General features: G+C 62.3%; 21 protein-coding genes. 12 read left to right on the top strand and 9 right to left on the bottom strand.

Translation table 11 applies throughout. The annotated features are described in order from the left end of the window. Window positions 1–26 precede the first annotated feature (26 nt). Complete coding sequence (locus O987_RS12805; protein ID WP_029158700.1) at window positions 27–542, top strand: bacteriohemerythrin; 516 nt, start codon at window positions 27–29, stop codon at window positions 540–542. Window positions 543–608: 66 nt separating this feature from the next. Here O987_RS12805 and O987_RS12800 read toward each other — a convergent pair whose 3' ends face one another. The 4 genes from O987_RS12800 to pobA form a co-directional block, all read right to left on the bottom strand. Further along, window positions 609–1,046: a universal stress protein gene (locus tag O987_RS12800; protein ID WP_029158699.1), complete on the bottom strand. Its 438-nt coding sequence runs from the start codon at window positions 1,044–1,046 to the stop codon at window positions 609–611. Window positions 1,047–1,192: 146 nt separating this feature from the next. Further along, window positions 1,193–1,666 carry a hypothetical protein gene (locus O987_RS12795; protein WP_043372645.1) on the bottom strand — a complete coding sequence of 158 codons (474 nt, stop codon included), beginning with the start codon at window positions 1,664–1,666 and terminating at the stop codon, window positions 1,193–1,195. A 189-nt stretch (window positions 1,667–1,855) separates the two neighbouring features. After that, a complete protein-coding gene (locus O987_RS12790) occupies window positions 1,856–2,635 on the bottom strand; it encodes a 2OG-Fe dioxygenase family protein (RefSeq protein WP_043372644.1) in 780 nt (259 codons plus the stop codon). A 508-nt stretch (window positions 2,636–3,143) separates the two neighbouring features. After that, window positions 3,144–4,319 carry a 4-hydroxybenzoate 3-monooxygenase gene (pobA, locus tag O987_RS12785; protein WP_003055490.1) on the bottom strand — a complete coding sequence of 392 codons (1,176 nt, stop codon included), beginning with the start codon at window positions 4,317–4,319 and terminating at the stop codon, window positions 3,144–3,146. A gap of 180 nt (window positions 4,320–4,499) precedes the next feature. Here pobA and O987_RS12780 point away from each other — a divergent pair, with 180 nt between their 5' ends. Then, a complete protein-coding gene (locus O987_RS12780; protein ID WP_003055491.1) occupies window positions 4,500–5,288 on the top strand; it encodes an IclR family transcriptional regulator domain-containing protein in 789 nt (262 codons plus the stop codon). 145 nt (window positions 5,289–5,433) lie between these two features. Here O987_RS12780 and O987_RS12775 read toward each other — a convergent pair whose 3' ends face one another. Continuing rightward, window positions 5,434–6,345 carry a LysR family transcriptional regulator gene (locus O987_RS12775; protein ID WP_003055493.1) on the bottom strand — a complete coding sequence of 304 codons (912 nt, stop codon included), beginning with the start codon at window positions 6,343–6,345 and terminating at the stop codon, window positions 5,434–5,436. Between the two features lie 188 nt (window positions 6,346–6,533). Between O987_RS12775 and O987_RS12770 the strand changes: the two genes are divergently transcribed. After that, window positions 6,534–7,532, top strand: coding sequence for a Bug family tripartite tricarboxylate transporter substrate binding protein (locus O987_RS12770; RefSeq protein ID WP_043372643.1), 999 nt, complete (start codon window positions 6,534–6,536; stop codon window positions 7,530–7,532). A gap of 123 nt (window positions 7,533–7,655) precedes the next feature. On the opposite strand, the gene O987_RS12765 is transcribed toward O987_RS12770, so the two are convergent. After that, window positions 7,656–8,996, bottom strand: a complete 1,341-nt coding sequence (locus O987_RS12765; RefSeq protein ID WP_043372640.1) for an MFS transporter — start codon at window positions 8,994–8,996, stop codon at window positions 7,656–7,658. A 338-nt stretch (window positions 8,997–9,334) separates the two neighbouring features. Here O987_RS12765 and cyoA point away from each other — a divergent pair, with 338 nt between their 5' ends. From cyoA to O987_RS12720, 9 genes are all read left to right on the top strand, one after another. Then, window positions 9,335–10,390, top strand: coding sequence for a ubiquinol oxidase subunit II (gene cyoA / locus O987_RS12760; protein WP_003055498.1), 1,056 nt, complete (start codon window positions 9,335–9,337; stop codon window positions 10,388–10,390). A 62-nt stretch (window positions 10,391–10,452) separates the two neighbouring features. Then, window positions 10,453–12,459, top strand: coding sequence for a cytochrome o ubiquinol oxidase subunit I (cyoB, locus tag O987_RS12755; RefSeq protein WP_043372638.1), 2,007 nt, complete (start codon window positions 10,453–10,455; stop codon window positions 12,457–12,459). After that, a complete protein-coding gene (gene cyoC / locus O987_RS12750) occupies window positions 12,452–13,084 on the top strand; it encodes a cytochrome o ubiquinol oxidase subunit III (protein ID WP_003055501.1) in 633 nt (210 codons plus the stop codon). Before cyoB ends, cyoC begins: the two co-directional genes overlap by 8 nt. After that, window positions 13,085–13,510 carry a cytochrome o ubiquinol oxidase subunit IV gene (gene cyoD / locus O987_RS12745; RefSeq protein ID WP_003055502.1) on the top strand — a complete coding sequence of 142 codons (426 nt, stop codon included), beginning with the start codon at window positions 13,085–13,087 and terminating at the stop codon, window positions 13,508–13,510. It abuts the gene before it with no gap. 8 nt (window positions 13,511–13,518) lie between these two features. Then, window positions 13,519–14,301, top strand: coding sequence for an SURF1 family protein (locus O987_RS12740; protein ID WP_003055503.1), 783 nt, complete (start codon window positions 13,519–13,521; stop codon window positions 14,299–14,301). A 116-nt stretch (window positions 14,302–14,417) separates the two neighbouring features. Beyond that, entirely contained in the window at window positions 14,418–15,719 is a 1,302-nt protein-coding gene (locus O987_RS12735) for an ATP-binding protein (protein WP_043372636.1), read from the top strand. A gap of 15 nt (window positions 15,720–15,734) precedes the next feature. Next, window positions 15,735–16,271: a response regulator transcription factor gene (locus tag O987_RS12730; protein WP_003055506.1), complete on the top strand. Its 537-nt coding sequence runs from the start codon at window positions 15,735–15,737 to the stop codon at window positions 16,269–16,271. Window positions 16,272–16,427: 156 nt separating this feature from the next. Beyond that, a complete protein-coding gene (locus tag O987_RS12725) occupies window positions 16,428–16,847 on the top strand; it encodes a hypothetical protein (protein WP_043372634.1) in 420 nt (139 codons plus the stop codon). Between the two features lie 84 nt (window positions 16,848–16,931). Then, window positions 16,932–17,183 carry a hypothetical protein gene (locus O987_RS12720; RefSeq protein WP_043376422.1) on the top strand — a complete coding sequence of 84 codons (252 nt, stop codon included), beginning with the start codon at window positions 16,932–16,934 and terminating at the stop codon, window positions 17,181–17,183. A 167-nt stretch (window positions 17,184–17,350) separates the two neighbouring features. Here O987_RS12720 and clpA read toward each other — a convergent pair whose 3' ends face one another. From clpA to dnaE, 3 genes are all read right to left on the bottom strand, one after another. Beyond that, window positions 17,351–19,675 carry an ATP-dependent Clp protease ATP-binding subunit ClpA gene (clpA, locus tag O987_RS12715; RefSeq protein WP_003055511.1) on the bottom strand — a complete coding sequence of 775 codons (2,325 nt, stop codon included), beginning with the start codon at window positions 19,673–19,675 and terminating at the stop codon, window positions 17,351–17,353. A gap of 62 nt (window positions 19,676–19,737) precedes the next feature. After that, complete coding sequence (gene clpS / locus O987_RS12710; RefSeq protein ID WP_029158698.1) at window positions 19,738–20,103, bottom strand: ATP-dependent Clp protease adapter ClpS; 366 nt, start codon at window positions 20,101–20,103, stop codon at window positions 19,738–19,740. A gap of 200 nt (window positions 20,104–20,303) precedes the next feature. Beyond that, complete coding sequence (dnaE, locus tag O987_RS12705; RefSeq protein ID WP_043372632.1) at window positions 20,304–23,837, bottom strand: DNA polymerase III subunit alpha; 3,534 nt, start codon at window positions 23,835–23,837, stop codon at window positions 20,304–20,306. Between the last annotated feature and the right edge of the window lie 104 nt (window positions 23,838–23,941).

The following is a 23,941-nucleotide window of genomic DNA, read 5'->3' as shown; positions in this document are numbered from 1 at the left end:
AAATCCTTGAATTTCTGGAGAACATCATGGCATTGCTGGTCTGGGTCCCCGAGCTGGACACCGGGATTGCAGAGATCGACCGGCAGCACCGCCGCATCGTCGACTACATCAACCGGCTTTACGAACTGCGCAGCTCGCCCGACCGCGAAGGTCTGGGCGATGTCATCGGCGAGATGATCGATTACACCGTCTCGCATTTCGTCTTCGAGGAAAGCCTGATCGAGAGCGCCGGCTATATGTTCGCCGGGCCGCACAAAAAGGTGCACGAGCTGTTCACACGCCGCGTGATCGAGATGCAGACCCGTTTCGATGCGGGCGAGGATGTGGCCGCCGAACTGCACGGCATGCTCTCGCGCTGGCTGTTCAACCATATCCGCAACGAAGACCATGGCTATGTCGACTCGGCCAAGGTCTATCTGCGCATGATGTCCAAGGAAAGCGGACACTCGGCACAGAAGGAGCAGCTCAAGGCCGAAGTGCTGCAGGAGCTGGAATTGCAGCGCAGGAAGAAAGGCTGGCTGGCCCGGCTGCTCAATCGCTGAGCACGCTTGCCCACAAGAAAAACGGCTCCCTGGGGAGCCGTTGCTACGTGGACAGCCGCCTGGCGCTCACTCGCGCACGACCAGCACCGGCACACGCACGGCACCCAGCACGCGCTGGGTGACGCTGCCCAGCATCAGCTTCTCAAGGCCGCGCCGCCCCTGGGAGCCCATGACGACCAGGTCGGCGCCCACGCTTTCCATGGTGCGCACAATGCCTTCATGCACGGCATGGCCCTCGCCCACCAGGGTCTTCACCGGCACACCTGCCTCGTCCATGATGGCCTTGACGGCATCCAGTGCGGTGTTTGCCTCGGCCGTTGCAGCACTCAGATACTGCGACTGCCCATAGGCAAAGTCGGCACCGACGCCGGTGAAAGGATAGGGATCGACCACATACACTGCCGTCACGGCGCTGCCAAAGACCTTGGAGAGCTCGGCGGCCTTGCGTGCCGCCAGCATGGAAGGCTTGGAGCCGTCGACCGGAACCAGAATGTGATTGAACATGGACATATGTTTCTCCTTTCGAGTTGCAGGCGACATGTACCTCAAGCCAGAGACCCGGGGCCGATGCCGCTCTTGGAATAGCATGCAGTCTGCCTTCATCATGCCTCAGCGTGTTGACATGAATCAACCCCAAAGTTCAACGCATCTCAGATGCAGACATGCGCCGCCTGGTATTCGTAGCACTTGTCCAGCAGCCTGTGGGACTTGTCGGTGATCGTGATGCGCGTGCCGTCGGGGCGCAGCAGGGAGACGTTCTTGAAAGCCGGCTCATGCGGCTTGCTGGGCGCATCGCGGCGCACGGTCCAGGCCTCCCGGACGACGCCGTCGGGCATATCCAGCATCACGACGATCTGCTCGGTGTCGTCGGAAAGGCGAATGCACTTGGCATCATTCATCTCGACGACGGCTCCGGCCGGCGCCGCTAGGCCATAGGGACATTCCTGAACGCCGTGAATCGGCACCGAGATATCGCCAAGGGAGATTTCCAGTCCATTGCGAAAATAGATCGTGGGTTCCTTGGTCTGGGCCGCCTGCGCAGGGCGATCCTCGAAGGGCTGGCAGGCAGCTATCGTGACAAGAGCTGTCAGCACGGAAATGCTAAGGGCGTGGAAGCGATTCATATAAAAAAACCACGCCTTGCTGGGCGTGGTGTGAGCCGGTGGACCCGGCTGCCTGAATGAGAGCTTACGCGGCGATGTGAGAACTTCGTCGCGACGAGCCCGCATCATGCAGTGTCGAGGGCGTCACTTTGATGCATTGAGAACGTTACAGTTTTGCCCAAATTTTCCAAAGCGGCCCGTCCGAGTCCGTCAGGAGGCCTGAGCCGGCTGCTCCTGAAGCTCGGCGCCCTGGAAGTTGCCACGGCGATAGGTCAGCACCAGCGTGTCCCGCACGCCACCGGGCTCGGCAGGTTGAATCGGCGTGGTCTCATGAATCATGCGCGCGTCGTCGAGCAGCATCACGGACCAGGGCTCGGTCAAGGTAAAACGCTGGCCGTTGGGGCCGGTCGCTTCGAACACCCGGGTCTCGCCCCCTTTGATGCCCTTGCGCCCCACCAGCAGCACAGCGACCAGATCGACGCCGTCGCGGTGCGCCCCTTCGGGCGTGGGACGTCCTATGCCGTCCGTGGTGTCGATGCGGAACTGGTGCGCCTCGACAAACCAGCGCTCATGACGCTCGTCGGTGCAGAACACCTGATCGGCCAGTTGCCCCAGAGCATTGATCATCTCCAGCCATGCCGCGCTCGTCGTCGTGCTGTCCAGCATGGGCTCGAACATGCGCTGCATGCCGCCATGCAGAGCGTTGTATTCCACGGGCTGCCAGTGGGCGCGGTGGGGCACCTGCTGAACCTGATCGCCTTCGCTGACAAAGCAGGAATGGCGGCGGCGGCGATAGCGGCCGCCATCCTTGAGGAAGGCGTCGGGCGGCAGGCCCTGCCAGTCCGCATCCATGGCATGCAGATCGCTCACGCTCAGGCCCATCCACTGGGCGAAGTCCTCGGGCTGCAGCACGGCATAGCCGCGCGTACGCAAGGACTGGGCTGCCTCGGCAGCGGCAATATAGGGAGGGGAAAACATGATGTGCGCCATAAGGTCGGCAAGCTTACTCCTCGCTGGCCCTTGCGGCTTGCGCCCCGGCATCAAAATTTACGCAAGGCAGCATCAACCAAATTGCATGGATGAAAAATGCCTGCCTCGCTTACAGCAAGGCAGGCAGAGCGCAAGGCGCCGGGATCGGACACCTGCCCTTCATCACCACGGTGACGAAGGCCAGCCGGTCTGCGGCGTAGAACCTGTTGACGATCTCCCCGTGCCGCGACACAGGCTTTGCGGGAGGGGATGCCAGGGGGCGCCCCCCGCGCGCGATACCGCAGCAATAGCCGCGCTACTGCGAGGATTCGCGCGGCCGGCGAGGCAACCCCGCAGACCGCCTCTGACCGGGCGTGCGCAAGGAACCTGTCCCTAAGGGTTGGCGCGAAATCGGGCGATGTGCTGCGCGCTGACTCTTGCTTGCACGCCGGTGCAAGCGGCGAGCCATCGCTTCGAACTCATCCCGATGGCGCTCCAACACGGCTGCGTAGAGATCGTCAAAACGTTCTTACACCAGAGGCAGACCCACATAGTTCTCGGCCAGCGAGGTGGAGCCGGCCTCGGAGTGGACGATGTAGTCCAGCTCTGCTTCCTGCACCTTGGTGTTGAACTCGCCTTCGCCGGGGAAGTTGTGCAGCATGGAGGTCATCCACCAGGAGAAACGCTCGGCCTTCCAGACGCGACGCAGGCACTGCTCGGAGTAGCGATCGATGCCGGCTTCGGACTGCTCCTGGTAATACTCGACAAAGGCTTGCGACAGATAGCCCACATCGGAAGCCGCCAGGTTCAGGCCCTTGGCGCCTGTGGGAGGCACGATGTGGGCGGCGTCGCCGGCCAGGAACATGCGACCGAAGCGCATGGGCTCGGTCACAAAGCTGCGCAGCGGTGCAATGCTTTTCTCCAGCGAAGGGCCGGTCACCAGATTGGCGCGCGCTTCGGGGTCCAGGCGCTTCTTGAGCTCTTCCCAGAACGCTTCGTCGCTCCAGTCCTCGACCTTGTCGGTCAGCGGCACCTGCAGATAGTAGCGGCTGCGCGTGGCGCTGCGCTGGCTGCACAGGGCAAAGCCGCGTTCGGTGTTGGCGTAGATCAGCTCGTGCGACACGGGCGGCGTATCGGAGAGCAGGCCCAGCCAGCCGAATGGATAGACCTTCTCGAAGGTCTTGATCTTGTCCTGAGGCGCGCTGGCGCGGCAGATGCCGTGAAAGCCGTCGCAACCGGCGATGAAGTCGCATTCGATCTCGTGCACCTGGCCGTCTTTTTCGTAACGCACCTTGGGCTTGTCGCTCTCGAAGTCCACGGGCTGCACGTGACTGGCCTCGTACACCGTGGTCAACCCCTCCTGGGCACGCACTTCCATCAGGTCACGGGTGACTTCGGTCTGGCCGTAGACCATCACGCGCTTGCCGCCGGTCAGGCCGTTGAGGTCGATGCGGTGACGCTTGCCCTTGAACAGCAGCTCGATGCCATCGTGAGGCAGACCTTCCTCATTCATGCGCTTGTCGGCACCCGCCTGCTTGAGCAGATCCACCGTCACCTGCTCCAGCACGCCGGCGCGGATGCGGCCCAGCACATAGTCGGCGCTGCGCTGCTCGATGATGATGTTGTCGATGCCCGCCTTGTAGAGCAACTGCCCCAGCAGCAAACCCGAGGGACCGGCACCGATGATGGCGACTTGTGTACGCATGAATATGACTCCTTGTTATGGCTCAAAAACCTGTCGATCGGCGCGCGTGACGACGCCGATTGCGCTGTGCAGCAAGACTAAGTTTTGTGCTGCATCAAGACAAAGGAGAGAATCGATGTCTGCGCGATAATCGCACAATGAGAACGAAGATCGCGCAAAACAAGAACGACGGAACCGAGCATGAGTGAACCCGGCACCCCTACCATCGCTGCAGCGGACTTCATTGCCGGCCTGGCCAAGGGCCTGGCCGTGCTCGAGAGCTTCGACACCGAGCGCCAGCGCCTGAACGCCACCATGGCGGCCGAACGCGCGGGCATCACGCGCGCCGCCGCCAGGCGCCATCTGCTCACCCTGGCCTATCTCGGCTATCTGGAATCCGATGGCAGCTATTTCTGGCTGGCGCCCAAGGTGCTGCGCCTGTCGGGCAGCTATCTGGCCTCGGCCCGGCTGCCGCGCATCGTGCAACCCGTGCTGCACAGGCTGGCAGCGCAGACCGGACTGTCCTACTCCTGTGTGGTGCGCGAGGGCCGCGAAGTCGTCATCGTCGCGCGCAGCGCCGTGCATGAAAAAGGCGAGCGGCTGATGGCCCACGGACTGCACCTGGGCACGCGCCTGCCGGCGCATGCCACGTCCACGGGCCGGGTGCTGCTGGCCTCGCTCTCGGGCTCGGAGCTCGACGACTGGCTGGCCACCTATGACCTACCCAAGCTGACGGCGCACACGGTCTCCGATGGTGCGGCGCTCAAGGGCTTGCTCGACGAGGTGCGCCGCCTCGACTACTGCATGGCGCTCGAAGAGCATGAACTGGCGATTCAGGCCGTGGCTGTGCCACTGCGCAATATGCGCGGGCGCACCGTGGCAGCGCTGAATGTGGTGACATCGGCCAAGCGCATGAGCCCGCAAACCATGCAGCTGGAAATACTGCCGCTGCTGCAGGAGGCCGCCAGAACCTTGCGCCCCCAGCTTTGATGCTATCGTTTCAGAAGCTTATAGCGCCCGCCTTAAATCGATTTCAGATAGATATATATCTGAAATCTTTACTCAACAAGCGCAACAAGCTCTACTAACAGGAGCATGAACCAGCAGCGGCAATGCCCCGGTACAGGCGCGGCGTTCAGATATGGCCGCTCTCCACCGAGCAGACCTGCATGCTGAGACGGCGCAGCAACTCGGCCGTGCGGCGCATCAGAGGCGTGGACTTCTTCTTGGCGGGCTGCACCAGGCACAAGGTGCTGACGATATGCGGAGACTTGATGGGCACCTCCACCAGCGATGCATCCGTGGCATGACTGTGCATGGCGCTGTCGGTCAGCGCCGCATAGCCATAGCCGCCGCGCACCAGATCCAGAATGGCGGGCACACTGGAAACCTCCCAGACCACATTGAGCTTGACCTGTGACAGCGTGGCCTGGGCCTCCATCAGCTTGCGGAAAATCTGCCCGTGCTGGGGCATGATCAGCGGGAACTCGGCCAGATGCTCGAACGGAATGCTGGTGCGCCCTGCCAGCGTGCTGGCCGGGCCGATCAGGCACAGACGCTCTTCGAGCACGGGCGAGACCTCGATCTGCGGATGCGGCTCCGGCGTGTAGACCAGGCCCAGATCCATGCGCCCCGAGGTCAGCCACTCCGAGATATTCATGGAGAAACCTTCGACCACCGCCAGCCTGGCCTTGGGCATCTCGCGGCTGAAGCCGTCGATCAGGGGCAAGGTCAGGCGCCGCGCCAGACTCGGCGGCAGGCCCACGGTGATACGCCCGACGGGCTCGTCGCGCTGACTGCCCAGGTCTTCCTTGGCCATGGCCACGCGCTGCATGATGGCGTGACCATGCTCGAGCAGGCGGCGCCCCGCATCGGTCAGCGTCACGCCGCGCCCGGTGCGTATCAACAGGGTCTCGCGCAACTCGGTTTCCAGGGCCCGCACCTGACGGCTGAGCGCCGGCTGGGCGGTGTCCAGCAATACCGCAGCCTTGCTGAAGCTCCCCACTTCGGCCACCCGAACAAAGGTCTCTATCTGCTGCAGATTCATGCTCACACCTTTCAAAACAAGCTATGCTATTTTGCTATAGCTGCTAGCCTCAGCTAGACCTAGGTGTTTATGCCCCAAGTGACACAATGTAATTAACTGGGCCTGAATATCTATAAATAACAGCCGACGATATCAACAATGCGTGGTGCACACGCAATTCATCATCGACATCCTTCCAGGGAGACAAAATGACCCATAAGCTCAACATGAGCCGTCGCCAAGCTGCATTTGCATTTGGCGCCATTGCCGCAGCCGTGGCAGCCCCCTCGTTCGCACAGAGCGACAAGTGGCCCACCAAGTCCTCGCGCATCATCAACCCCTTCCCCGTAGGCGGCGGTCCCGATGGCATCTCGCGCCTGGTGGCCGACAAGCTGGGCCGTGCCTGGGGCCAGCCCGTGGTGGTGGAAAACCGCCCCGGCGGCAACGGCTTCATCGCCATCAACGAATTCAAGCGCGGCGCGACCGACGGCACGGACATGATCCAGCTGGACAACGTCCACATCGCGGCCTACCCCCACCTGTTCAAGAAGCTGCCCTACGACCTGAACAAGGACTTCGACATCCTGATGCCCTTGTTCCGCAACTACTTCTTTGTCTGCGTGCCCGTCAACAGCCCCTACAAGACCATCGGTGACCTGATCGCCGATGCCAAGGCGCATCCCGGCAAGCTGAACTACGGCTCCTGGTCCGTGGGCAACCCCGTGCACCTGGGCTCGGCGCTGCTGGAAAACCAGACCGGCACCAAGATGGAGCACGTGATCTACAAGGAAACCAGCCAGCTGTACCAGGGCGTTGCCAATGGCGAGCTGACCTTTGCCCTGGGCTCTCTGGGCACTGCAGGCCCCCTGGTGCGTGGCGGCAAGCTGCGCTTCCTGGCGGTGGCTGCTCCCAGCCGCATTGCCGGCTTCGAGAACGTGCCCACGGTGTCCGAATCGGGTGGCCCCAAGGATTTCGCAGCCATCGGCTGGAACGCCCTGGCCGTGCGCCCCGGCACCCCTGCTGCCGTGGTCGAGAAGATCCGCACCGACGTCCGTCAGGCGCTGACCGGCCAGGACGTGAAGGAAAAGTTCGCCGCCTTCGGCTACGAGTCCTTCAACCCCACACCCGCCGAATTCAAGGCCTTCATGGCTTCCGAGAGCAAGCGCTTTGGCGAGGTGATCAAGAAGGCCGGTCTGGCTCTGGACTGATCATCCAGCCCGCCCATCCGTAAAGAAGCCGCCTCTTGAAGGCGGCTTTTTCATGCGCTGCAGCCTCAGAAAAAACGCCCGATGCGCAGCACCGGGCGTTTTGCAGCAAGGACCTCTGCCTGCCTATTGATCGCGCGCCTCGATGGCACGGTTGATGCCCAGGGCCGCCAGCGTGCACAAGGCTCCCGACAGCAGATAGATACCCAGGGCCACCAGGCCGAACTTGGCCGAGACGCCCAGGGCTACCAGCGGAGCGAACGCCGCCCCGATGAGCCAGGCCATATCCGTGGACAGGGCCGCGCCGGTGTAACGATAGCGCGACGAGAAGTTGGAAGTCACCGTACCCGATGCCTGACCGTAGGACAGGCCCAGCAGCACAAAGCCCACCAGGATGAACACATTGTTGCCGGTGCTGCCGCTGCCCAGCAGCCAGGGAGCCAGGAAGCTGAAGATACCGATCAGGCAGGCCATGGTGCCCAGTGTGTTGCGGCGACCCACTCGGTCCGCCAGCCAGCCCGACAGCATGATGGCCGCGCCAGCCAGCAGCGCGCCGATGATCTGCACCACCAGCACTTCGGTCATGGACTGGTCGGAGTACATGGAGATCCAGGACAGCGGGAACACGGTCACTAGGTGGAACAGCGCAAAGCTGGCCAGTGCGGCAAAAGCACCGATCATCACATTGCGGCCTTCGTTGGCCATGAGACTGGTCACGCTGATGGGCTCCAGCTCACGTTCCTGCAGAAGCTGGGTATAGGACTGCCCCACGACCAGGCGCAGGCGGGCAAACAGTGCCACCACGTTGATGGCAAAAGCCACGCAGAACGGATAGCGCCAGCCATAGCTCATGAACTCGTCCGCCGACAGGCTGGAGTACAGATAGGCAAACAGCGCTGCCGCAATGATGAAGCCCAGCGGCGCCCCGAGCTGGCCGATCATCGAGTACCAGCCGCGCTTGTTCGGCGGTGCGGACATGGCCAGCAGCGAGGGCAAGCCGTCCCAGGAGCCGCCCAGCGCCAGGCCCTGGCCGATGCGCAGGATCACCAGCGCCCAGACGGCCTTCATGCCGGCTGTCTCATAGCTGGGCAGAAAGGTCATGCCCACCGTGCAGACGCCCAACAGGAGCAGCGCCAATGTCAGTTTGGTGGCACGCCCCCAGACCCGCTGCACGGCCATCGACAGCGCCGTGCCTACAGGGCGGGCCACGAAGGCCAGCGAGAAGATGGCAAACGCGGCCAGCGTGCCGTCGAGCTTGGACAGATAGGGAAACAGCAGCGAGGGAAACACCAGCACGCAGGCGATGCCGAACACGAAGAAGTCAAAGTACTCGGAAGAGCGCCCTATGATCACGCCCACCGCGATCTCGCCAGGGGTCACATCCTCATCGGTATCCGCATAGGCCAGGGTTTCCGAGTTCTCATAGTCTTGCTGAGTAAGACCAACGGACGGGTTCATGCTTGTCATAAAGGTACAACTCCTTGTCTTACTTTTCAGTCCCGGGGACGCTTTCCGTTCTACGCCCAAGCATGTGCAGCTGCAATAGAGTTTTTGCCCTGAACCCTGTCAGCGCAGCCCTCGGCAGAGGGGGCCTGCTGGGGCGAATTTGACAATTTCAAGCCCTGTCAGCGCAAAGTTTGCCCACCTTCAAAAGGCGCTAAACCCTTGTCGCGTAGCGTATTTTCAAGACCCAACCCTTGACCTTGGACAAAATGTCCAATGGACAACCCCCGGTTTGGTATTACATTTGCCGAGATCCAGTAATCCGCGTTTACACCTAAGCGCGACTTTGTCACGCCTAAAGCATGTTAAAAATCAAGGAAATCCGTGGGCCCGCGTGGCTCTCAGCGGCCGCTTTGACCGCAACCCTCGCCGGTTGCAGCAAGGCCGTCGTCCTCAACCCAGCTGGCGATGTCGCCAAGCAGCAAGGCGATCTGGTCATTACGGCCACTTTGCTGATGTTGCTCATCATCGTCCCCGTCATCTTTTTGACGCTGCTGTTTGCCTGGAAATACCGCCAGTCCAACACCGAAGCCAAGTACGACCCCGAATGGCACCACTCCACTGCGCTGGAGCTGGTGATCTGGACGGTTCCCCTGCTCATCATCATCGCTTTGGGCGCCATTACCTGGATCAGCACCCACAAGCTCGACCCCTATCGTCCGCTGGACCGCATCTCCTCCACCAAGGCGCTGGACCCCAACGTCAAGCCCCTGGAGATTCAGGTCGTGTCCCTGGACTGGAAGTGGCTGTTCTTCTACCCAGAGCAAGGCATCGCCACCGTCAACGAAGTGGCTGCCCCGGTGGATCGCCCCATCCGCTTCAAGCTGACCTCCACCAACACCATGAACGCGTTCTACGTTCCCGATCTGGCCGGCATGATCTACACCATGCCCGGCATGCAGACCGAACTGAATGCCGTGATCAACAAGCCCGGTGTCTATGGCGGCAAGTCCTCCCACTACAGCGGCGCTGGCTTTGCCGGCATGACCTTCAAGTTCCACGGTCTGGAAAACCAGCAGTTCGACCAGTGGGTGGCCCAGGCCAAGAGCGAAGGCAAGACCCTGACGCGCGATGCCTACCTCGACCTGGCCAAGCCCAGCGAGCGCAACCCCGTTGAACGCTTCGCCAGCGTGGACGAAGGCCTGTACAACAAGGTCCTCAACCGCTGCGTGGAAGACGGCAAGATGTGCATGAACGAAATGATGGCCATCGACGCCGCCGGCGGCAGGCCACCTGCACACCACGGCAAGACCTCCAGCGTGACCCTGCCCCTGGATGTCTGCACTTCCAAAGACGCTGACCGCGTTGTCGCCCTGCTCGACGAAGTCGCCGCCTCCGGAGCTGTCGCACAGCAATAAGTAGTTCACGGTGCGGATGCGCTCACCGCTCAGCCGCTCCAATACGACAAAAGAGACTCAACATGTCTGAAACAACAACCCCGGCCTCCCACTGGCTGTTGGGCCGTATCACATGGGACCAGATTCCCATGACGCATGAGCCCATCGTGCTCTTGACCTTTATTGCCGTGGTGCTTGGCGGCCTCGTCGTGGTCGGCGGCATCACCAAGTTCCGCCTCTGGGCTCCGCTGTGGAACGACTGGATCACCTCCATCGACCACAAGAAGATCGGCATCATGTACATGATCCTCGGTCTGGTCATGTTCCTGCGCGGCTTTGCCGATGCCGTGATGATGCGTCTGCAGCAGTCCATGGCCTTCGGCGACAACATGGGCTACCTGCCTCCCCATCACTACGACCAGATCTTCACGGCCCACGGCGTGATCATGATCTTCTTCGTGGCGATGCCCTTCGTGACCGGCCTGATGAACTACCTGGTTCCTCTGCAGATCGGCGCACGTGACGTGTCCTTCCCGTTCCTGAACAACTTCAGCTTCTGGATGACCACCGGCGGCGCCGTGCTGGTGATGATCTCCCTGTTCCTGGGCGAGTTCTCCACTTCCGGCTGGCTGGCACTGTCCAATCTGGGGCACCAGAGCGGCAGCACGGGTCTTGATTACTACATCTGGGGCCTGCAGGTCGCCGGTGTGGGCACGACCTTGTCAGGTATCAACCTGATCGTGACCATCATCAAGATGCGCGCTCCCGGCATGAACCTGATGAAGATGCCCGTCTTCACCTGGACTGCCCTGTGCACCAACGCCCTGATCGTGGCCTCCTTCCCCGTGCTGACCGCAGCCCTGGTGCTGATGTCGCTGGACCGCTACGTCGGCACCAACTTCTTCACGAACGAGCTGGGCGGCAACCCCATGCTGTACGTGAACCTGATCTGGATCTGGGGCCACCCCGAGGTCTACATCCTGATCCTGCCCTGCTTCGGCGTGTTCTCCGAAATCGTGGCAACGTTCAGCCGCAAGCGTCTGTTCGGCTACACCTCGATGGTTTACGCCACCGTGTGTATCACCATCCTGTCCTACCTGGTGTGGCTGCACCACTTCTTCACCATGGGCTCGGGTGCCAGCGTGAATACCTTCTTCGGTATCACCACGATGATCATCTCCATCCCCACGGGCGCGAAGATCTTCAACTGGCTGTTCACCATGTACCGCGGCCGCATCCGCTTCTCGGTGCCCATGCTGTGGACGGTGGGCTTCATGGTCACCTTCGCCATCGGCGGCATGACCGGCGTGCTGCTGGCCGTGCCTCCCGCAGACTTCGTGCTGCACAACTCGCTGTTCCTGATCGCCCACTTCCACAACGTGATCATCGGCGGCGTGGTGTTTGCCGTGTTTGCCGGCATCAACTACTGGTTCCCCAAGGCTTTCGGCTTCCGACTCAACGAGTTCTGGGGCAAGGCTTCGTTCTGGTTCTGGCTGGTCGGCTTCTGGGTGGCCTTCACTCCCCTGTACATCCTGGGTCTGATGGGCGTGACTCGCCGCGCCAACCACTTTGACGATCCCTCGCTGCAGATCTGGTTCATCATCGCCGCCTGCGGCGCTGCCCTGATCGCTGCCGGCATCGGCTGCTTCTTCATCCAGCTGGCCGTGTCCATCTGGAAGCGTGACGAGCTGCGTGACGTGACCGGCGACCCTTGGGAAGGCCGTACCCTGGAATGGGCCACCTCCTCGCCCCCTCCCCAGTACAACTTCGCCTTCACCCCCGTGGTGCACGACATCGACGCCTGGACCGACATGAAGAAGCACGGCTATCAGCGTCCGCTGAGCGGCTTCGAGCCCATCCACATGCCCGCCAATACCGGCGCCGGCGTGGTGATTGCCGGCCTGTCCACCGTTCTGGGCTTTGCTCTGATCTGGCATATGTGGCCTCTGACGATCGCTTCGTTCGTCGCGACCATCCTGGCTTCGATCATTCATACCTTCAACTACAAGCGTGACTACTACATCCCTTCGGTCGAAGTGGCCACAACGGAAGAAGCACGTACCAAGCAGCTTGCAGCAGCCCATGTCTAATACACATATCAACGCTGGCGGCGCGGCCGCCCTGGCTACTCGCGAGTACCACCTCGCGCACGAGCCCCATCCGGAAAACGGCACCTCGCTGGGCTTCTGGCTCTACCTGATGAGCGACTGCCTGATCTTTGCCGCACTGTTCGCCACCTATGGCGTGCTGGGCCGCAGCTATGCAGGCGGTCCCTCGGGCAAGGATCTGTTCGATCTGTCGCTGGTGGCCGTCAACACGGCCTTCCTGCTGATGTCGTCCATCACCTTCGGCTTTGCCATGCTGCAAAAGCAGAAGAAGAACGTGAACGGCACACTGCTGTGGCTGGCCGTCACCGGTCTGCTGGGCGCAGCCTTCCTGGCCGTGGAACTCTATGAGTTCCACCACCTGATCCATCAAGGTGCGACGCCTCAGAGCAGCGCCTTCCTGTCGTCCTTCTTCACGCTGGTGGGCACCCACGGTATCCACGTGACCTTCGGTCTGGTCTGGCTGATCACCCTGATGATCCAGATCAAGAAGCACGGCCTGATCAACGAGAACGTGCGCCGTATCAACTGCCTGTCCATGTTCTGGCACTTCTTGGACGTGGTCTGGATCGGTGTGTTCACCTTTGTGTATCTGATGGGGGTGCTGTAAATGAGCGCACACGATATTCACGCCGGTCATGACGATCACCACGATCACGACGACCTGCACGTCACCATGGGCGACTATGTGAAGGGCTTCATCCTGGCCGTCATCCTGACAGCCATCCCCTTCTATCTGGTCATGAACAACGTCATCACCGACCGCACCACGGCCGTGGCCGTGCTGGGCCTGTTCGCGGTGATCCAGGTGCTCGTGCACATGGTGTACTTCCTGCACATGAACGGCAAGATCCAGGGCGGCTGGACCATGCTGTCCACCATCTTCACGGTGATCTTCCTGGCGATTGCGATCTCCGGCACGCTTTGGGTCATGTTCCACATGAACACCAACATGATGCCCGGTCATGAAATGCACCAGGCCGCTGGCCATGCAGATCACGCAGGTCACACGGCTCCCGCAGCTGTCACACCTTGACTGACCTCATGAAGAACCAGAGCGCTGCGCGGCAGCGCTCTCCCTTCGCCAAGGCGATGCTCGCGTTTGTGGGCATCGCCTTGTTTTTAGGGTTCATGGCTCTGGGCACCTGGCAGGTGCAGCGCCGCGCCTGGAAGCTCGACCTCATCGAGCGCGTGGAGCAGCGCGTGCACAGCGCCCCCGTGGCGGTGCCCGAGCCCGGCCAGTGGCCGCAGATCAATGCAGCCAGCCACGAGTACCTGCCCGTCAAGGCACAGGGTCAATGGCTGGACAAGCAAAGCGTGCTGGCCAAGGCCTTGACCGAGGCCGGCGCGGGCTTCTGGCTCATGACGCCGCTGCAGCTGGCCGATGGCACACAGGTTCTGGTCAACCGCGGCTTCACGCCCGAGAAGCTGCGCGGCCAATGGCTCAAGCAGATTGCCGAAGCCGGGCCATCCGCCGAGACCGTCACCGTCATCGGCCTGATGCGCATGAGCGAGCCCGGCGGCGGCTTTCTGCGCAAGAACGATCCCGCGAACGACCAGTGGTACTCGCGCGATGTCGCCGCCATCGCCCAGGCCCAGGGTCTGAGCAGGCCCGCCCCCTACTTCATCGATCAGGGCGTGCCCGCCAGCAACCCGGCCTATGCCCGGGCAGAGGCCGGCACCGAAGTCCTGCGCCCCGGCATGACGGTCATCCGCTTCCCGAACAGCCATCTGGTCTATGCGCTGACCTGGTATGGGCTGGCCATCATGGTGCTGGGAGCGGCCTGGCTGGTACGCCGACATGACAAGGCAGTTGCTGCAAGCTGATGCTCCCTGAAAGCGCTCCCCGGAGCGCTTTTTTTGGCCCTTTCAGGCGGCTCCTACATCAGGAACGCATAGCCCCAGAGGCGTCCGTGGCAGCCGCGCTCGGTGACAATTGAGCGGTGAGCCAAATTTCCGATTCCCTGTTTCGCGTACAGCGCCTGACCGAGCGGCAGAACATGCAGCTGCTGATTCAGCTGCGCTGGATTGCCGTGGTCGGCCAGGTCGTCACCATCTCGCTGGTGCACTACGGCTTCCAGATTGCCCTGCCCCTGCTGCCCATGGCGCTGGTGCTCGTGGCCCTGGTGGCCACCAATCTGGCCTATATCTACTGGAGCCAGGGCCTGCACCGGCCCGTGACCTCGCGCAGCGTCTTCTATGCGCTGCTGGCCGATGTGCTGGCCCTGACCATTCAGCTGTACCTGAGCGGCGGCGCCAGCAATCCCTTTATCTATCTGTATCTGCTGCAGGGCATTCTGAGTGCCGTGCTACTGCCCGCCCACTACACCTGGTGCGTGGTCGCGGCCTCCTTTGTCGGCGTCATGGGCCTGACCCTGTTTCACCAGCCCCTTCATGTGCAGTTCGTCAGCCAAGAAGGCCTGCCCAGCCTCTACGTGGTGGGTGTGCTCATCAGCTTTGCGCTGACCAGCATCCTGACCATCGTCTTTCTGACGCGCATCGTCGAGAACACGCGCCGGCGCGACAAGCGCATCTCCAATATGCGCCAGCGCGCCAGCGAGGAAGAACACATCGTGCGCCTGGGCCTGCTGGCCACCGGCGCGGCCCACGAGCTGGGCACGCCCATGGCCACCATGTCCGTGATCCTGGGCGACTGGCAGCATATGCCGGCACTCATGCAGGACGAGGATCTGCGCGAGGACCTGCAGGAAATGCAGCGCCAGCTGCTGCGCTGCAAGTCCATCGTCTCGGGAGTGCTGCTGTCGGCCGGCGAGACCCGGGCCGAAGGCACGGAGAGCACCACCTTCGCCAGCTTTGTGCAGGGCGTGGTCAGCCACTGGCAGACCCATAACAGTCTGCAGCACTTTGCGCTGCACCAGCAGGGCGTGAAGGACTTCGCCATGCTCTCGGATACTGCATTGCAGCAAATGATTTGCAATTTGCTGGACAATGCCCTCGAAGCCTCACCCGACTGGGTGGAGCTGACCCTGAGCAGCGATCACGACCAGATACGCATCCAGGTGCGCGACCATGGTCCGGGCTTCGATGCCGCCGTGCTGCAGCAGCTGGGCCAGTGCCATGTCTCCACCAAACAGGAGCGCCCCGGTCGCGGCCTGGGCCTGTTTCTTGTCACCAACGTGGCCCGCGCCCTGGGCGGCCGCGTTCATGCCGGCAATCTGCCGGCTCAGCAAGGCGGAGGCGCTCTGGTGGAGGTCAGCCTGCCCCAGTCCGCCCTCGCAATTTAAGACATTGTTGTTTGCATGGAAGAAGACCGTTTACTGCTGCTGGTTGAAGATGACGCGGCATTTGCACGCACGCTCAAGCGCTCGTTCGAGCGCCGGGGCTACCGCGTGCTGCATGCCACCAGCGGCGAGGAAGTGCAGCTGCTGCTGACCCAGCACCGGCCGCAATATGCGGTCATGGACCTGAAGCTGGCCGGCAATGCCTCGGGCCTGAACTGCGTGCAGATGCTGCATCTGCACAACCCCGATGCGCTGATCGTCGTGCTCACCGGCTACGCCAGCATTGCCACGGCCGTGGAAGCCGTCAAGCTCGGTGCCTGCCACTACCTCGCCAAACCCTCGAACACCGACGATATCGAAGCCGCCTTCGGCCGCATCGAGGGCCGCACCGATGTGGAAGTCAGCAGCCAGACCACTTCCATCAAGACGCTGGAGTGGGAGCATATTCACGAGACCCTGGCCGAGTCCGGCTTCAATATCTCCGAGGCCGCACGCCGCCTGGGCATGCACCGGCGCACGCTGGCGCGCAAGCTGGAAAAGCGCCAGGTCAAGTGACCGGCATCAAGCCCAGACAACAATGTTGATAGCTGCTTCCACTCTTCAGTATTGACTTTCAAATATAAAAGTATCTGAAATCTTTATGCAGCAAGCGATAGCAGCTCCTTTTTTTATTAGCTTCGCGGCTGAGTCCCCGCGCACCGGCAGGCGTCCATGAAGCAGCAGCAACCCCGACTCCTAGGAGCCACCGGCCTCGCTCTGCTGGTTCTGTCCTATGCGTTGGCCCTGCCCTGGCTCGTGCGCGGCGAAGCCGTGCATCTGGTGCCCTTTCTGTGCGCCCTGGTCTTTGGCTGCTGCCTGATCCGCCCTCTCAGGGTCGCATTCCAGCGCGCGCCAGCGCCTGCCCGGGCGGCAGCGCTGCTGCTCCTGGCCCTGATCGCAGCAGCCGTCGCCTTCACAGTGGCTGGTGGGCATGGCCAGCGCCTGCTTGCGCATATACGGACCCTGCCGCTGTGGCAGGTCAACCACCTCTTCTTTCTGTTTTTTGCCCTGCTGCCGCTGAGCAAGGGCATCATCGTCGCCGCGCTCAATTTCGTCAGCATGGTCGCGCGCGGCACCGGAGGCAAGCCTTAGGCAGGCGCCGGATCCAGTCCCGTTTCTCGCAGCAGCCCGGCATTCAGGGCGCCACCATCTATAGTTGCTGCGGAGATGCACATCATGAAAACCCTGGGCCGACTTGTTCTCTCTGCCTTTCTGGCACTGCTTGCCAGCCTCGCCGTGGCGGCGCTTTTTCTGCCGTTTCACAGCATCTTTCTGCCGCCCGACGGGGTCAGCTGCCTGAATGAAGGCCTCTCGGGGTGCATGCGCGCCCTGGAGATAAGCCTGCTGGTTTACGGCCCCTTGTTCTGCATCATCGGCGTTCTGATCGGCACACCAGTCTTCATGCTGCTTCTGTACCTGCGCGACTGATCAGGCAGCGCTGCCCCGCCATTCATGCAGGGCCCTATCACGGGCCGCAGGACAAAAGAAGGCAAATCCAGGCCGGGCGGGCAATAAAAAACCGGCAGTGTCTCCACTGCCGGTTTCTGTTTTCAGCGCCCCTCATGGGCGCCGGCGAAAGCCTGAATCAGCCCGCCTCAATCGGCGACCGCCTGCTCGGGCTCGGCCTTGGGGGCGTCCTTGGGCAGCTCAGTAATGGTGAGCTTGACATCACCCTTGCCTTCGTTGCCCGCGACGTCCCAGTCCACCTCCAGGCGTCCGCCGTTGGTCAGGCGACCGAACAGCAGCTCATCGGCCAGCGAGCGGCGGATGGTGTCCTGGATCAGACGCTGCATGGGGCGTGCCCCCATGAGCGGATCGAAGCCCTTCGTGGCCAGATGCTTGCGCAGGTCGTCGCTGAAGGTAACGTCCACCTTCTTCTCGGCCAGCTGTTGCTCCAGCTGCAGCAGGAACTTGTCGACCACGCGCAGAATGATCTGCTCGTCCAGCGGCTTGAAGCTGACGATGGCATCCAGACGGTTGCGGAACTCGGGCGTGAACAGGCGCTTGATATCGCCCATTTCATCACCAGCCTCACGCGGATTCGTGAAGCCGATGGTGGCCTTGTTCATGGTCTCGGCGCCCGCATTCGTGGTCATGATGATGATCACGTTGCGGAAGTCGGCCTTGCGTCCGTTGTTGTCCGTCAGCGTGCCGTGATCCATGACCTGCAGCAGCACGTTGAAGATGTCCGGATGCGCCTTCTCGATTTCGTCGAGCAGCAGCACCGAATGCGGCTTCTTGGTCACGGCCTCGGTCAGCAGACCGCCCTGGTCAAAGCCCACATAGCCGGGAGGCGCGCCAATCAGTCGGCTGACGGCATGACGCTCCATGTACTCGGACATGTCGAAGCGGATCAGGTCCACGCCCAGGATATAGGCCAGCTGCTTGGCCGCTTCCGTCTTGCCGACGCCCGTGGGGCCGGAGAACAGGAAGGAGCCGATCGGCTTGTCCGGTTTGCCCAGACCCGAGCGTGCCATCTTCACAGCCGACGACAGCACTTCCAGCGCCTTGTCCTGGCCGAAGACCACGCTCTTCAAGTCACGCTCCAGCGTCTGCAGCTTGCTGCGGTCGTCGTTGCTGACATTGGCCGGCGGAATGCGGGCGATCTTGGCCACGATGGCCTCGATCTCGGCCTTGCCGATGGTCTGCTTGCGCTGAGCTTCGGGAGCGATGCGCTGGGCAGCGCCCGCCTCGTCGATCACGTCGATGGCCTTGTCGGGCAGGTGACGGTCGTTGATGTACTTGGCCGACAGCTCGGCCGCCGCCTGCAGGGCGTCCTGCTCATAGGTGATGCTGTGGTGCTCCTCGAAGCGGGACTTCAGGCCCTTGAGGATGTCCACGGTCTCGGCCACGGTGGGCTCGACCACATCCACCTTCTGGAAACGGCGCGACAGGGCCGCGTCTTTTTCGAAGATGCCACGGTATTCCGTGAACGTGGTCGCACCGATGCAGCGCAGTTGCCCGCTGGACAGCGCGGGCTTGAGCAGATTGGACGCATCCAGCGTACCGCCCGAGGCCGCACCGGCGCCGATCAGCGTGTGGATTTCGTCGATGAACAGGATGGCGTGCGGCTTGTCCTTGAGCGACTTGAGCACGCCCTTGAGGCGCTGCTCGAAATCGCCGCGGTACTTGGTGCCGGCCAGCAGCGCGCCCATGTCCAGCGAATAGACCACGCCTTCCTTGAGCACATCGGGCACCGTGCCTTCGGTGATGCGCCAGGCCAGACCCTCGGCAATCGCGGTCTTGCCCACGCCTGCCTCGCCCACCAGCAGCGGGTTGTTCTTGCGGCGGCGGCAGAGGATCTGGATGGTGCGTTCCACCTCGTACTCGCGCCCGATCAGCGGATCGATCTTGCCTTCCTTGGCGGCCTGGTTCAGGTTCAGCGTGAACTGCTCCAGCGGCGATGCTTTTTCATTGCGCTCGCCCGCAGCGCCTTCTTCGCTCTCCGAAGGAGATTCGGCCTTGGCAGGCTCGGGCGGCTCGCCCTTCTTGATCCCATGGGCGATGTAGTTGACCACGTCCAGGCGTGTGACGCCCTGCTGGTGCAGGTAGTACACGGCATGCGAGTCCTTTTCGCCGAAGATGGCCACGAGCACATTCGCGCCCGTCACCTCTTTCTTGCCATTGCCCGTGGACTGCACATGCATGATGGCGCGCTGAATCACGCGCTGGAATCCCAGCGTGGGCTGCGTATCCACCTCTTCGGTGCCGTCCACCTGCGGCGTGTTGTCCTTGATGAAGTTGGACAGCGATGAACGCAGGTCGTCGATATTGGCCGCGCATGCGCGCAGCACTTCAGCTGCACTGGGGTTGTCCAGCAGGGCGAGCAGCAGATGTTCCACGGTGATGAACTCGTGGCGCTGCTGCCGGGCCTCGACAAACGCCATGTGCAAGCTGACTTCCAGTTCTTGAGCGATCATGTGCGACTCCTTTCGGCTTGCTTGGTTGACTCTCTGCTAACTAATCTGAGGGCGGTCGGCGCTTATTCAACAGGCTCGAATGTGGCCTGCAGCGGATGACCCGCTTTCTGGGCCGCCTGCAGCACCTGCTCGACCTTGGTCGCCGCCACGTCCTGGCTGTAGACGCCGCAGACACCGCGGCCGTCCAGGTGAATCTTGAGCATGATCTGCGTGGCCGATTCACGATCCTTGCCGAACAGCTCCTGCAGCACGGCAATCACGAACTCCATGGGCGTGAAGTCGTCGTTGAGCATCACGACCTGGTACATGCGTGGCGGCTGCAGCCGCTGGCGGCGGCGTTCAAGCACCAAGGAATCACCATCGTCAGGCGTTCTGATCGCTGGCGAGACCGGGGGAATTGATGGGGGTTGGGTAGCCATGAAATCCATTCTAGCGAGCCGTTGCAATGTTTTTGCGCTGGCATATGCATAGCATTGTTAGGGATTTCAAGGCGGCCGGAAGCAAATTTGACAAAACCAAGGGAAATCCATGGAAATCCCTTAGCCAGCAAGCGCCCTGCGCTATCAAAAAATCATGGGCTGCGATCCGACAAGCATCCTCAAGCAATGCCTGCGCCAGCCCATGATTTTTATTCATAGACCACTTTGACCTGACCGGTACCGGCGGAGCCATACCAGGCCGCCAGCGCGGCGTCCGAGGGGTAGAAGCGGCTGCCCTCGCCCAGCGCCAGCTCGCAGCTGGCCGAACCGCGCTCGTCGCGGCAGATCAGGTCCAGACGCACCTTGACGCCGTGGTTGAGATTGCCGTTCTCGGTTTCCTCGACCTTGGCCGGAAACTGGCGCAGCAGCGCCGGCACATCGGGCATCTTCTCCCCCACGCTGACCTGCAGATAGCGCGCAAAACGGCAGCGCGCATCGGCCAGACTCCACATCTGCTGCACCTTCATGCGCAGGCCGCCGCTGAAGCGGTCGGGCTGAAGCCGCCCCGAAACCACGACAAACTCGTCTTCCTTGAGCACATCGGCGCAGGCTGCCATGGTTTTTTCGTCGACCGAGGCCTCGATCACCGCCGATTTGTCGTCCAGCGTGAAGATGCTGAGCTTGCCGCGCTGGCCGTTGATGGTGCGCAGCCCGCCGATGATGCCGGCCATGGTCTGCGGCTCGCGGCTGTCGCGCATCTCGCCGATCGGAGTGCGCACGAAGCGGCGCACTTCGGCCTCGACCTCGTCGAACAGGTGGCCCGTCAGATAGAAGCCGATGGCCGTCTTCTCCAGCGTCAGCTTTTCCTTGACGCCCCAGGGCAGCACATCGGCCATGGGCGGCTCCGCCGTGCTCGAGCCCAGCGCGTCGTCGCCCATCATGTCGAACAGACCGCCCTGATCGGCATTGGCGATCGAGGTGGCGGCAAAGCCGAAGGCGGTGTCCAGCGTCGCCATCAGCGATGCGCGGTTCATGTCGATGGAATCAAAGGCACCGCCCTTGATCAGCGCTTCCACCGTCCGTTTGTTGATGCGGCTGCGGTCCACGCGCAGGCAGAAGTCGAACAGGCTCTTGAACGGCCCCGTCTCGTGGCCGTTGGGGCCTGTGCCCTCGCCGTTGCGCGCGGCCACTATGGCTTCGATGGCCGCCTGACCGGTCCCCTTGATGGCCCCGAGGCCGTAGCGTATGACCTTGTCGGTCACCGGCTCGAAGCGGTGCACGCCGCGGTTCACATCGGGCATCTCGAAGGTGATGCCCATCTTGAGCGCATCCTCGTACAACACCTTGAGCTTGTCGGTGTTGTCCATTTCCACGGTCATATTGCCGCAGTAGAACTCGGCCGTGTAATGCACCTTGAGCCAGCCCGTGTGATAGGCCAGCAGGGAGTAGGCTGCCGCGTGCGACTTGTTGAAGCCGTAGCCCGCGAACTTCTCCATCAGGTCGAAGACCTCGTCGGCCTTTTCCTCGGACAGCCCGTTCTTGGCCGCACCCTCGCGGAAGATGCCCCGGTGCTTGACCATCTCCTCGACTTTTTTCTTGCCCATGGCCCGGCGCAGCAAGTCGGCGCCGCCCAGCGAGTAGCCGCCAAGCACCTGGGCGGTCTGCATCACCTGCTCCTGGTAGACCATGATGCCGTAGGTTTCGGCCAGCACCGACTCGACCAGCGGATGCGGGTACTCCACGACTTCCTGCCCGTGCTTGCGGGCAATGAAGGTGGGGATCAGGTCCATGGGGCCGGGACGGTAGAGGGCGTTCAGCGCAATCAGGTCTTCCAGGCGCGAGGGCTTGGCCTCCTTGAGCATCTGCTGCATGCCGCGCGATTCAAACTGGAAGACGGCTTCGGTCTTGCCGTCGGAGAACAGCTTGTAGGTCGGGTAGTCGTCCAGCGGAATGTTCTCGAACTGGAAGTTCTCCTGGCCCTTGTGGCGCTTCATGATGAATTCGCGCGCAATCTCCAGAATCGTCAGCGTGGCCAGGCCCAAGAAGTCGAACTTCACCAGGCCCACGGCTTCCACGTCGTCCTTGTCGTACATGGCCACGGCCGAGGTACTGCCGGGCTGCTGGTAGAGCGGACAAAAATCGGCCAGCCGGCCCGGCGCAATCACCACGCCGCCGGCGTGCATGCCGATGTTGCGGGTCATGCCCTCCAGGCTCTGCGCCATCTCGATCAGGGTCTTGACGTCCTCCTCGCGCTCGATGCGCTCGGCCAGGATGGGCTCCTCCTTGATGGCGTAGGTGTATTTGTCGCCTTCCTTGGGCGGATTCGGCGGGTACTTGAGCGTGACATGCAGGCCGGGCTTGTTCGGGATCAGCTTGGAGATGCCGTCGCAGAAGGTGTAGCTCATGTCCAGCACGCGTCCCACGTCGCGGATGGCCGCACGCGCGGCCATGGTGCCGAAGGTGGCGATCTGGCTGACGGCATCGCGACCGTAGCGATCCTTGACATAGTCGATCACGCGGTCGCGGTTCTGCTGGCAGAAATCCACGTCAAAGTCGGGCATGGACACGCGTTCGGGGTTCAGGAAACGCTCGAACAGCAGGTTGTATTCCAGCGGGTCGAGGTCGGTCACCTTGAGCACATAAGCCACCAGCGAGCCGGCACCCGAGCCACGGCCCGGCCCCACGGGGCAGCCGTTGGCCTTGGCCCACTTGATAAAGTCCGACACGATGAGGAAGTAGCCCGGAAAGCCCATCTTCATGATGGTGCCCAGCTCGAACTCCAGCCGCTCCACATAGCGCGCACGCTGGGCGTCGCGCTTGACCACATCGGGATAGAGGTGCACCAGACGCTCTTCCAGCCCCTGGTAGGACTCGTGGCGGAAGAACTCGTCCATGCTCATTCCGGACGGCACGGGGAAATTGGGCAGTTGCGGGTTGCCCAGCTCCAGCGTCAGACTGCAGCGGCGGGCAATTTCCACTGTGTTCTCGATCGCGCTCGGGATGTCGCAGAACAGTTGCTCCATCTCGGCGGCAGTCTTGAAATACTGGTCGCGGGTGAACTTGCGCACCCGTTTGGCATTGCCCAGGATCTCGCCCTCGGCGATGCAGACCCGGGCCTCGTGCGCCTCGTAATCGTCGGGCTTGGCATACTGAATCGGGTGGGTCGCGACCACCGGCAGGTTCAGACGGCTGGCCAGCTTCACGGCCGCCAGCACATGCGACTCGTCATCGGGACGGCCCGCGCGCTGCAGCTCGATATAGAAGCGGTGCGGGAACATGGTGGCCAGGCGCTGGGCAATCTCGGCCGCGCCTTTTTCATCACCACGCGTCAGGGCAATGCCCACTGGACCGGCCTGCGCGCCGGACAGCACGATCAGTCCCTCGCCCAGCTCCTGCAGCCATTCCCATTTGTGCTGCGCCTGGTCACGCACCACATTGCGCGTCCAGCCGCGCGCCAGCAGCTCGGCGATATTGTGGTAGCCCTGGCGGCTCTGAACGAGAACGATGACCCGCGAAGGCGGCGCATCGCCCAGCCCCTCGAGCACGATCTCGGCTCCCAGCAGGGGCTTGACGCCCTTGCCGCGACCTTCGCGGTAGAACTTGATGCCGCCAAACAGGTTGTTGAAGTCGGTAATGGCCATCGCCACCTGCCCGTCTTCGGCAGCAGCCTTGATCATGGCATTGACGCGGGTGGTTCCGTCGACGACGGAAAATTCGGTGTGCAGGCGCAGATGGACAAACATGGCCGCTATTGTAGAAAGAGCGCTTCGTCCTTGCGGGCTCAATGCCACTAGATTCGCTGCCGCAGCGTAAAGACACGGTCAACTCGCCGGCGCGGGGCAGCGGC

The sequence above is a fragment of the Comamonas testosteroni TK102 genome (assembly GCF_000739375.1).
Taxonomy (GTDB): Bacteria; Pseudomonadota; Gammaproteobacteria; order Burkholderiales; family Burkholderiaceae_C; genus Comamonas; species Comamonas brasiliensis.
Note: the sequence above shows the minus strand (reverse complement) of the source record. Positions and strands in the feature narration are given on the sequence as shown.

Coding starts and splice junctions, on each gene's coding strand:
- cyoA (WP_003055498.1), top strand. CDS start 9,335: ATGTTAAAAATCAAGGAAATCCGTGGGCCCGCGTGGCTCTCAGCGGCC.
- pobA (WP_003055490.1), bottom strand. CDS start 4,319: ATGCGTACACAAGTCGCCATCATCGGTGCCGGTCCCTCGGGTTTGCTG.
- O987_RS12780 (WP_003055491.1), top strand. CDS start 4,500: ATGAGTGAACCCGGCACCCCTACCATCGCTGCAGCGGACTTCATTGCC.
- O987_RS12790 (WP_043372644.1), bottom strand. CDS start 2,635: ATGGCGCACATCATGTTTTCCCCTCCCTATATTGCCGCTGCCGAGGCA.
- O987_RS12730 (WP_003055506.1), top strand. CDS start 15,735: ATGGAAGAAGACCGTTTACTGCTGCTGGTTGAAGATGACGCGGCATTT.
- O987_RS12800 (WP_029158699.1), bottom strand. CDS start 1,046: ATGTTCAATCACATTCTGGTTCCGGTCGACGGCTCCAAGCCTTCCATG.
- clpA (WP_003055511.1), bottom strand. CDS start 19,675: ATGATCGCTCAAGAACTGGAAGTCAGCTTGCACATGGCGTTTGTCGAG.
- cyoB (WP_043372638.1), top strand. CDS start 10,453: ATGTCTGAAACAACAACCCCGGCCTCCCACTGGCTGTTGGGCCGTATC.
- O987_RS12805 (WP_029158700.1), top strand. CDS start 27: ATGGCATTGCTGGTCTGGGTCCCCGAGCTGGACACCGGGATTGCAGAG.
- clpS (WP_029158698.1), bottom strand. CDS start 20,103: ATGGATTTCATGGCTACCCAACCCCCATCAATTCCCCCGGTCTCGCCA.
- O987_RS12775 (WP_003055493.1), bottom strand. CDS start 6,345: ATGAATCTGCAGCAGATAGAGACCTTTGTTCGGGTGGCCGAAGTGGGG.
- cyoD (WP_003055502.1), top strand. CDS start 13,085: ATGAGCGCACACGATATTCACGCCGGTCATGACGATCACCACGATCAC.
- dnaE (WP_043372632.1), bottom strand. CDS start 23,837: ATGTTTGTCCATCTGCGCCTGCACACCGAATTTTCCGTCGTCGACGGA.
- O987_RS12740 (WP_003055503.1), top strand. CDS start 13,519: ATGAAGAACCAGAGCGCTGCGCGGCAGCGCTCTCCCTTCGCCAAGGCG.
- cyoC (WP_003055501.1), top strand. CDS start 12,452: ATGTCTAATACACATATCAACGCTGGCGGCGCGGCCGCCCTGGCTACT.
- O987_RS12765 (WP_043372640.1), bottom strand. CDS start 8,996: ATGACAAGCATGAACCCGTCCGTTGGTCTTACTCAGCAAGACTATGAG.
- O987_RS12725 (WP_043372634.1), top strand. CDS start 16,428: ATGAAGCAGCAGCAACCCCGACTCCTAGGAGCCACCGGCCTCGCTCTG.
- O987_RS12770 (WP_043372643.1), top strand. CDS start 6,534: ATGACCCATAAGCTCAACATGAGCCGTCGCCAAGCTGCATTTGCATTT.
- O987_RS12795 (WP_043372645.1), bottom strand. CDS start 1,666: ATGAATCGCTTCCACGCCCTTAGCATTTCCGTGCTGACAGCTCTTGTC.
- O987_RS12720 (WP_043376422.1), top strand. CDS start 16,932: ATGAAAACCCTGGGCCGACTTGTTCTCTCTGCCTTTCTGGCACTGCTT.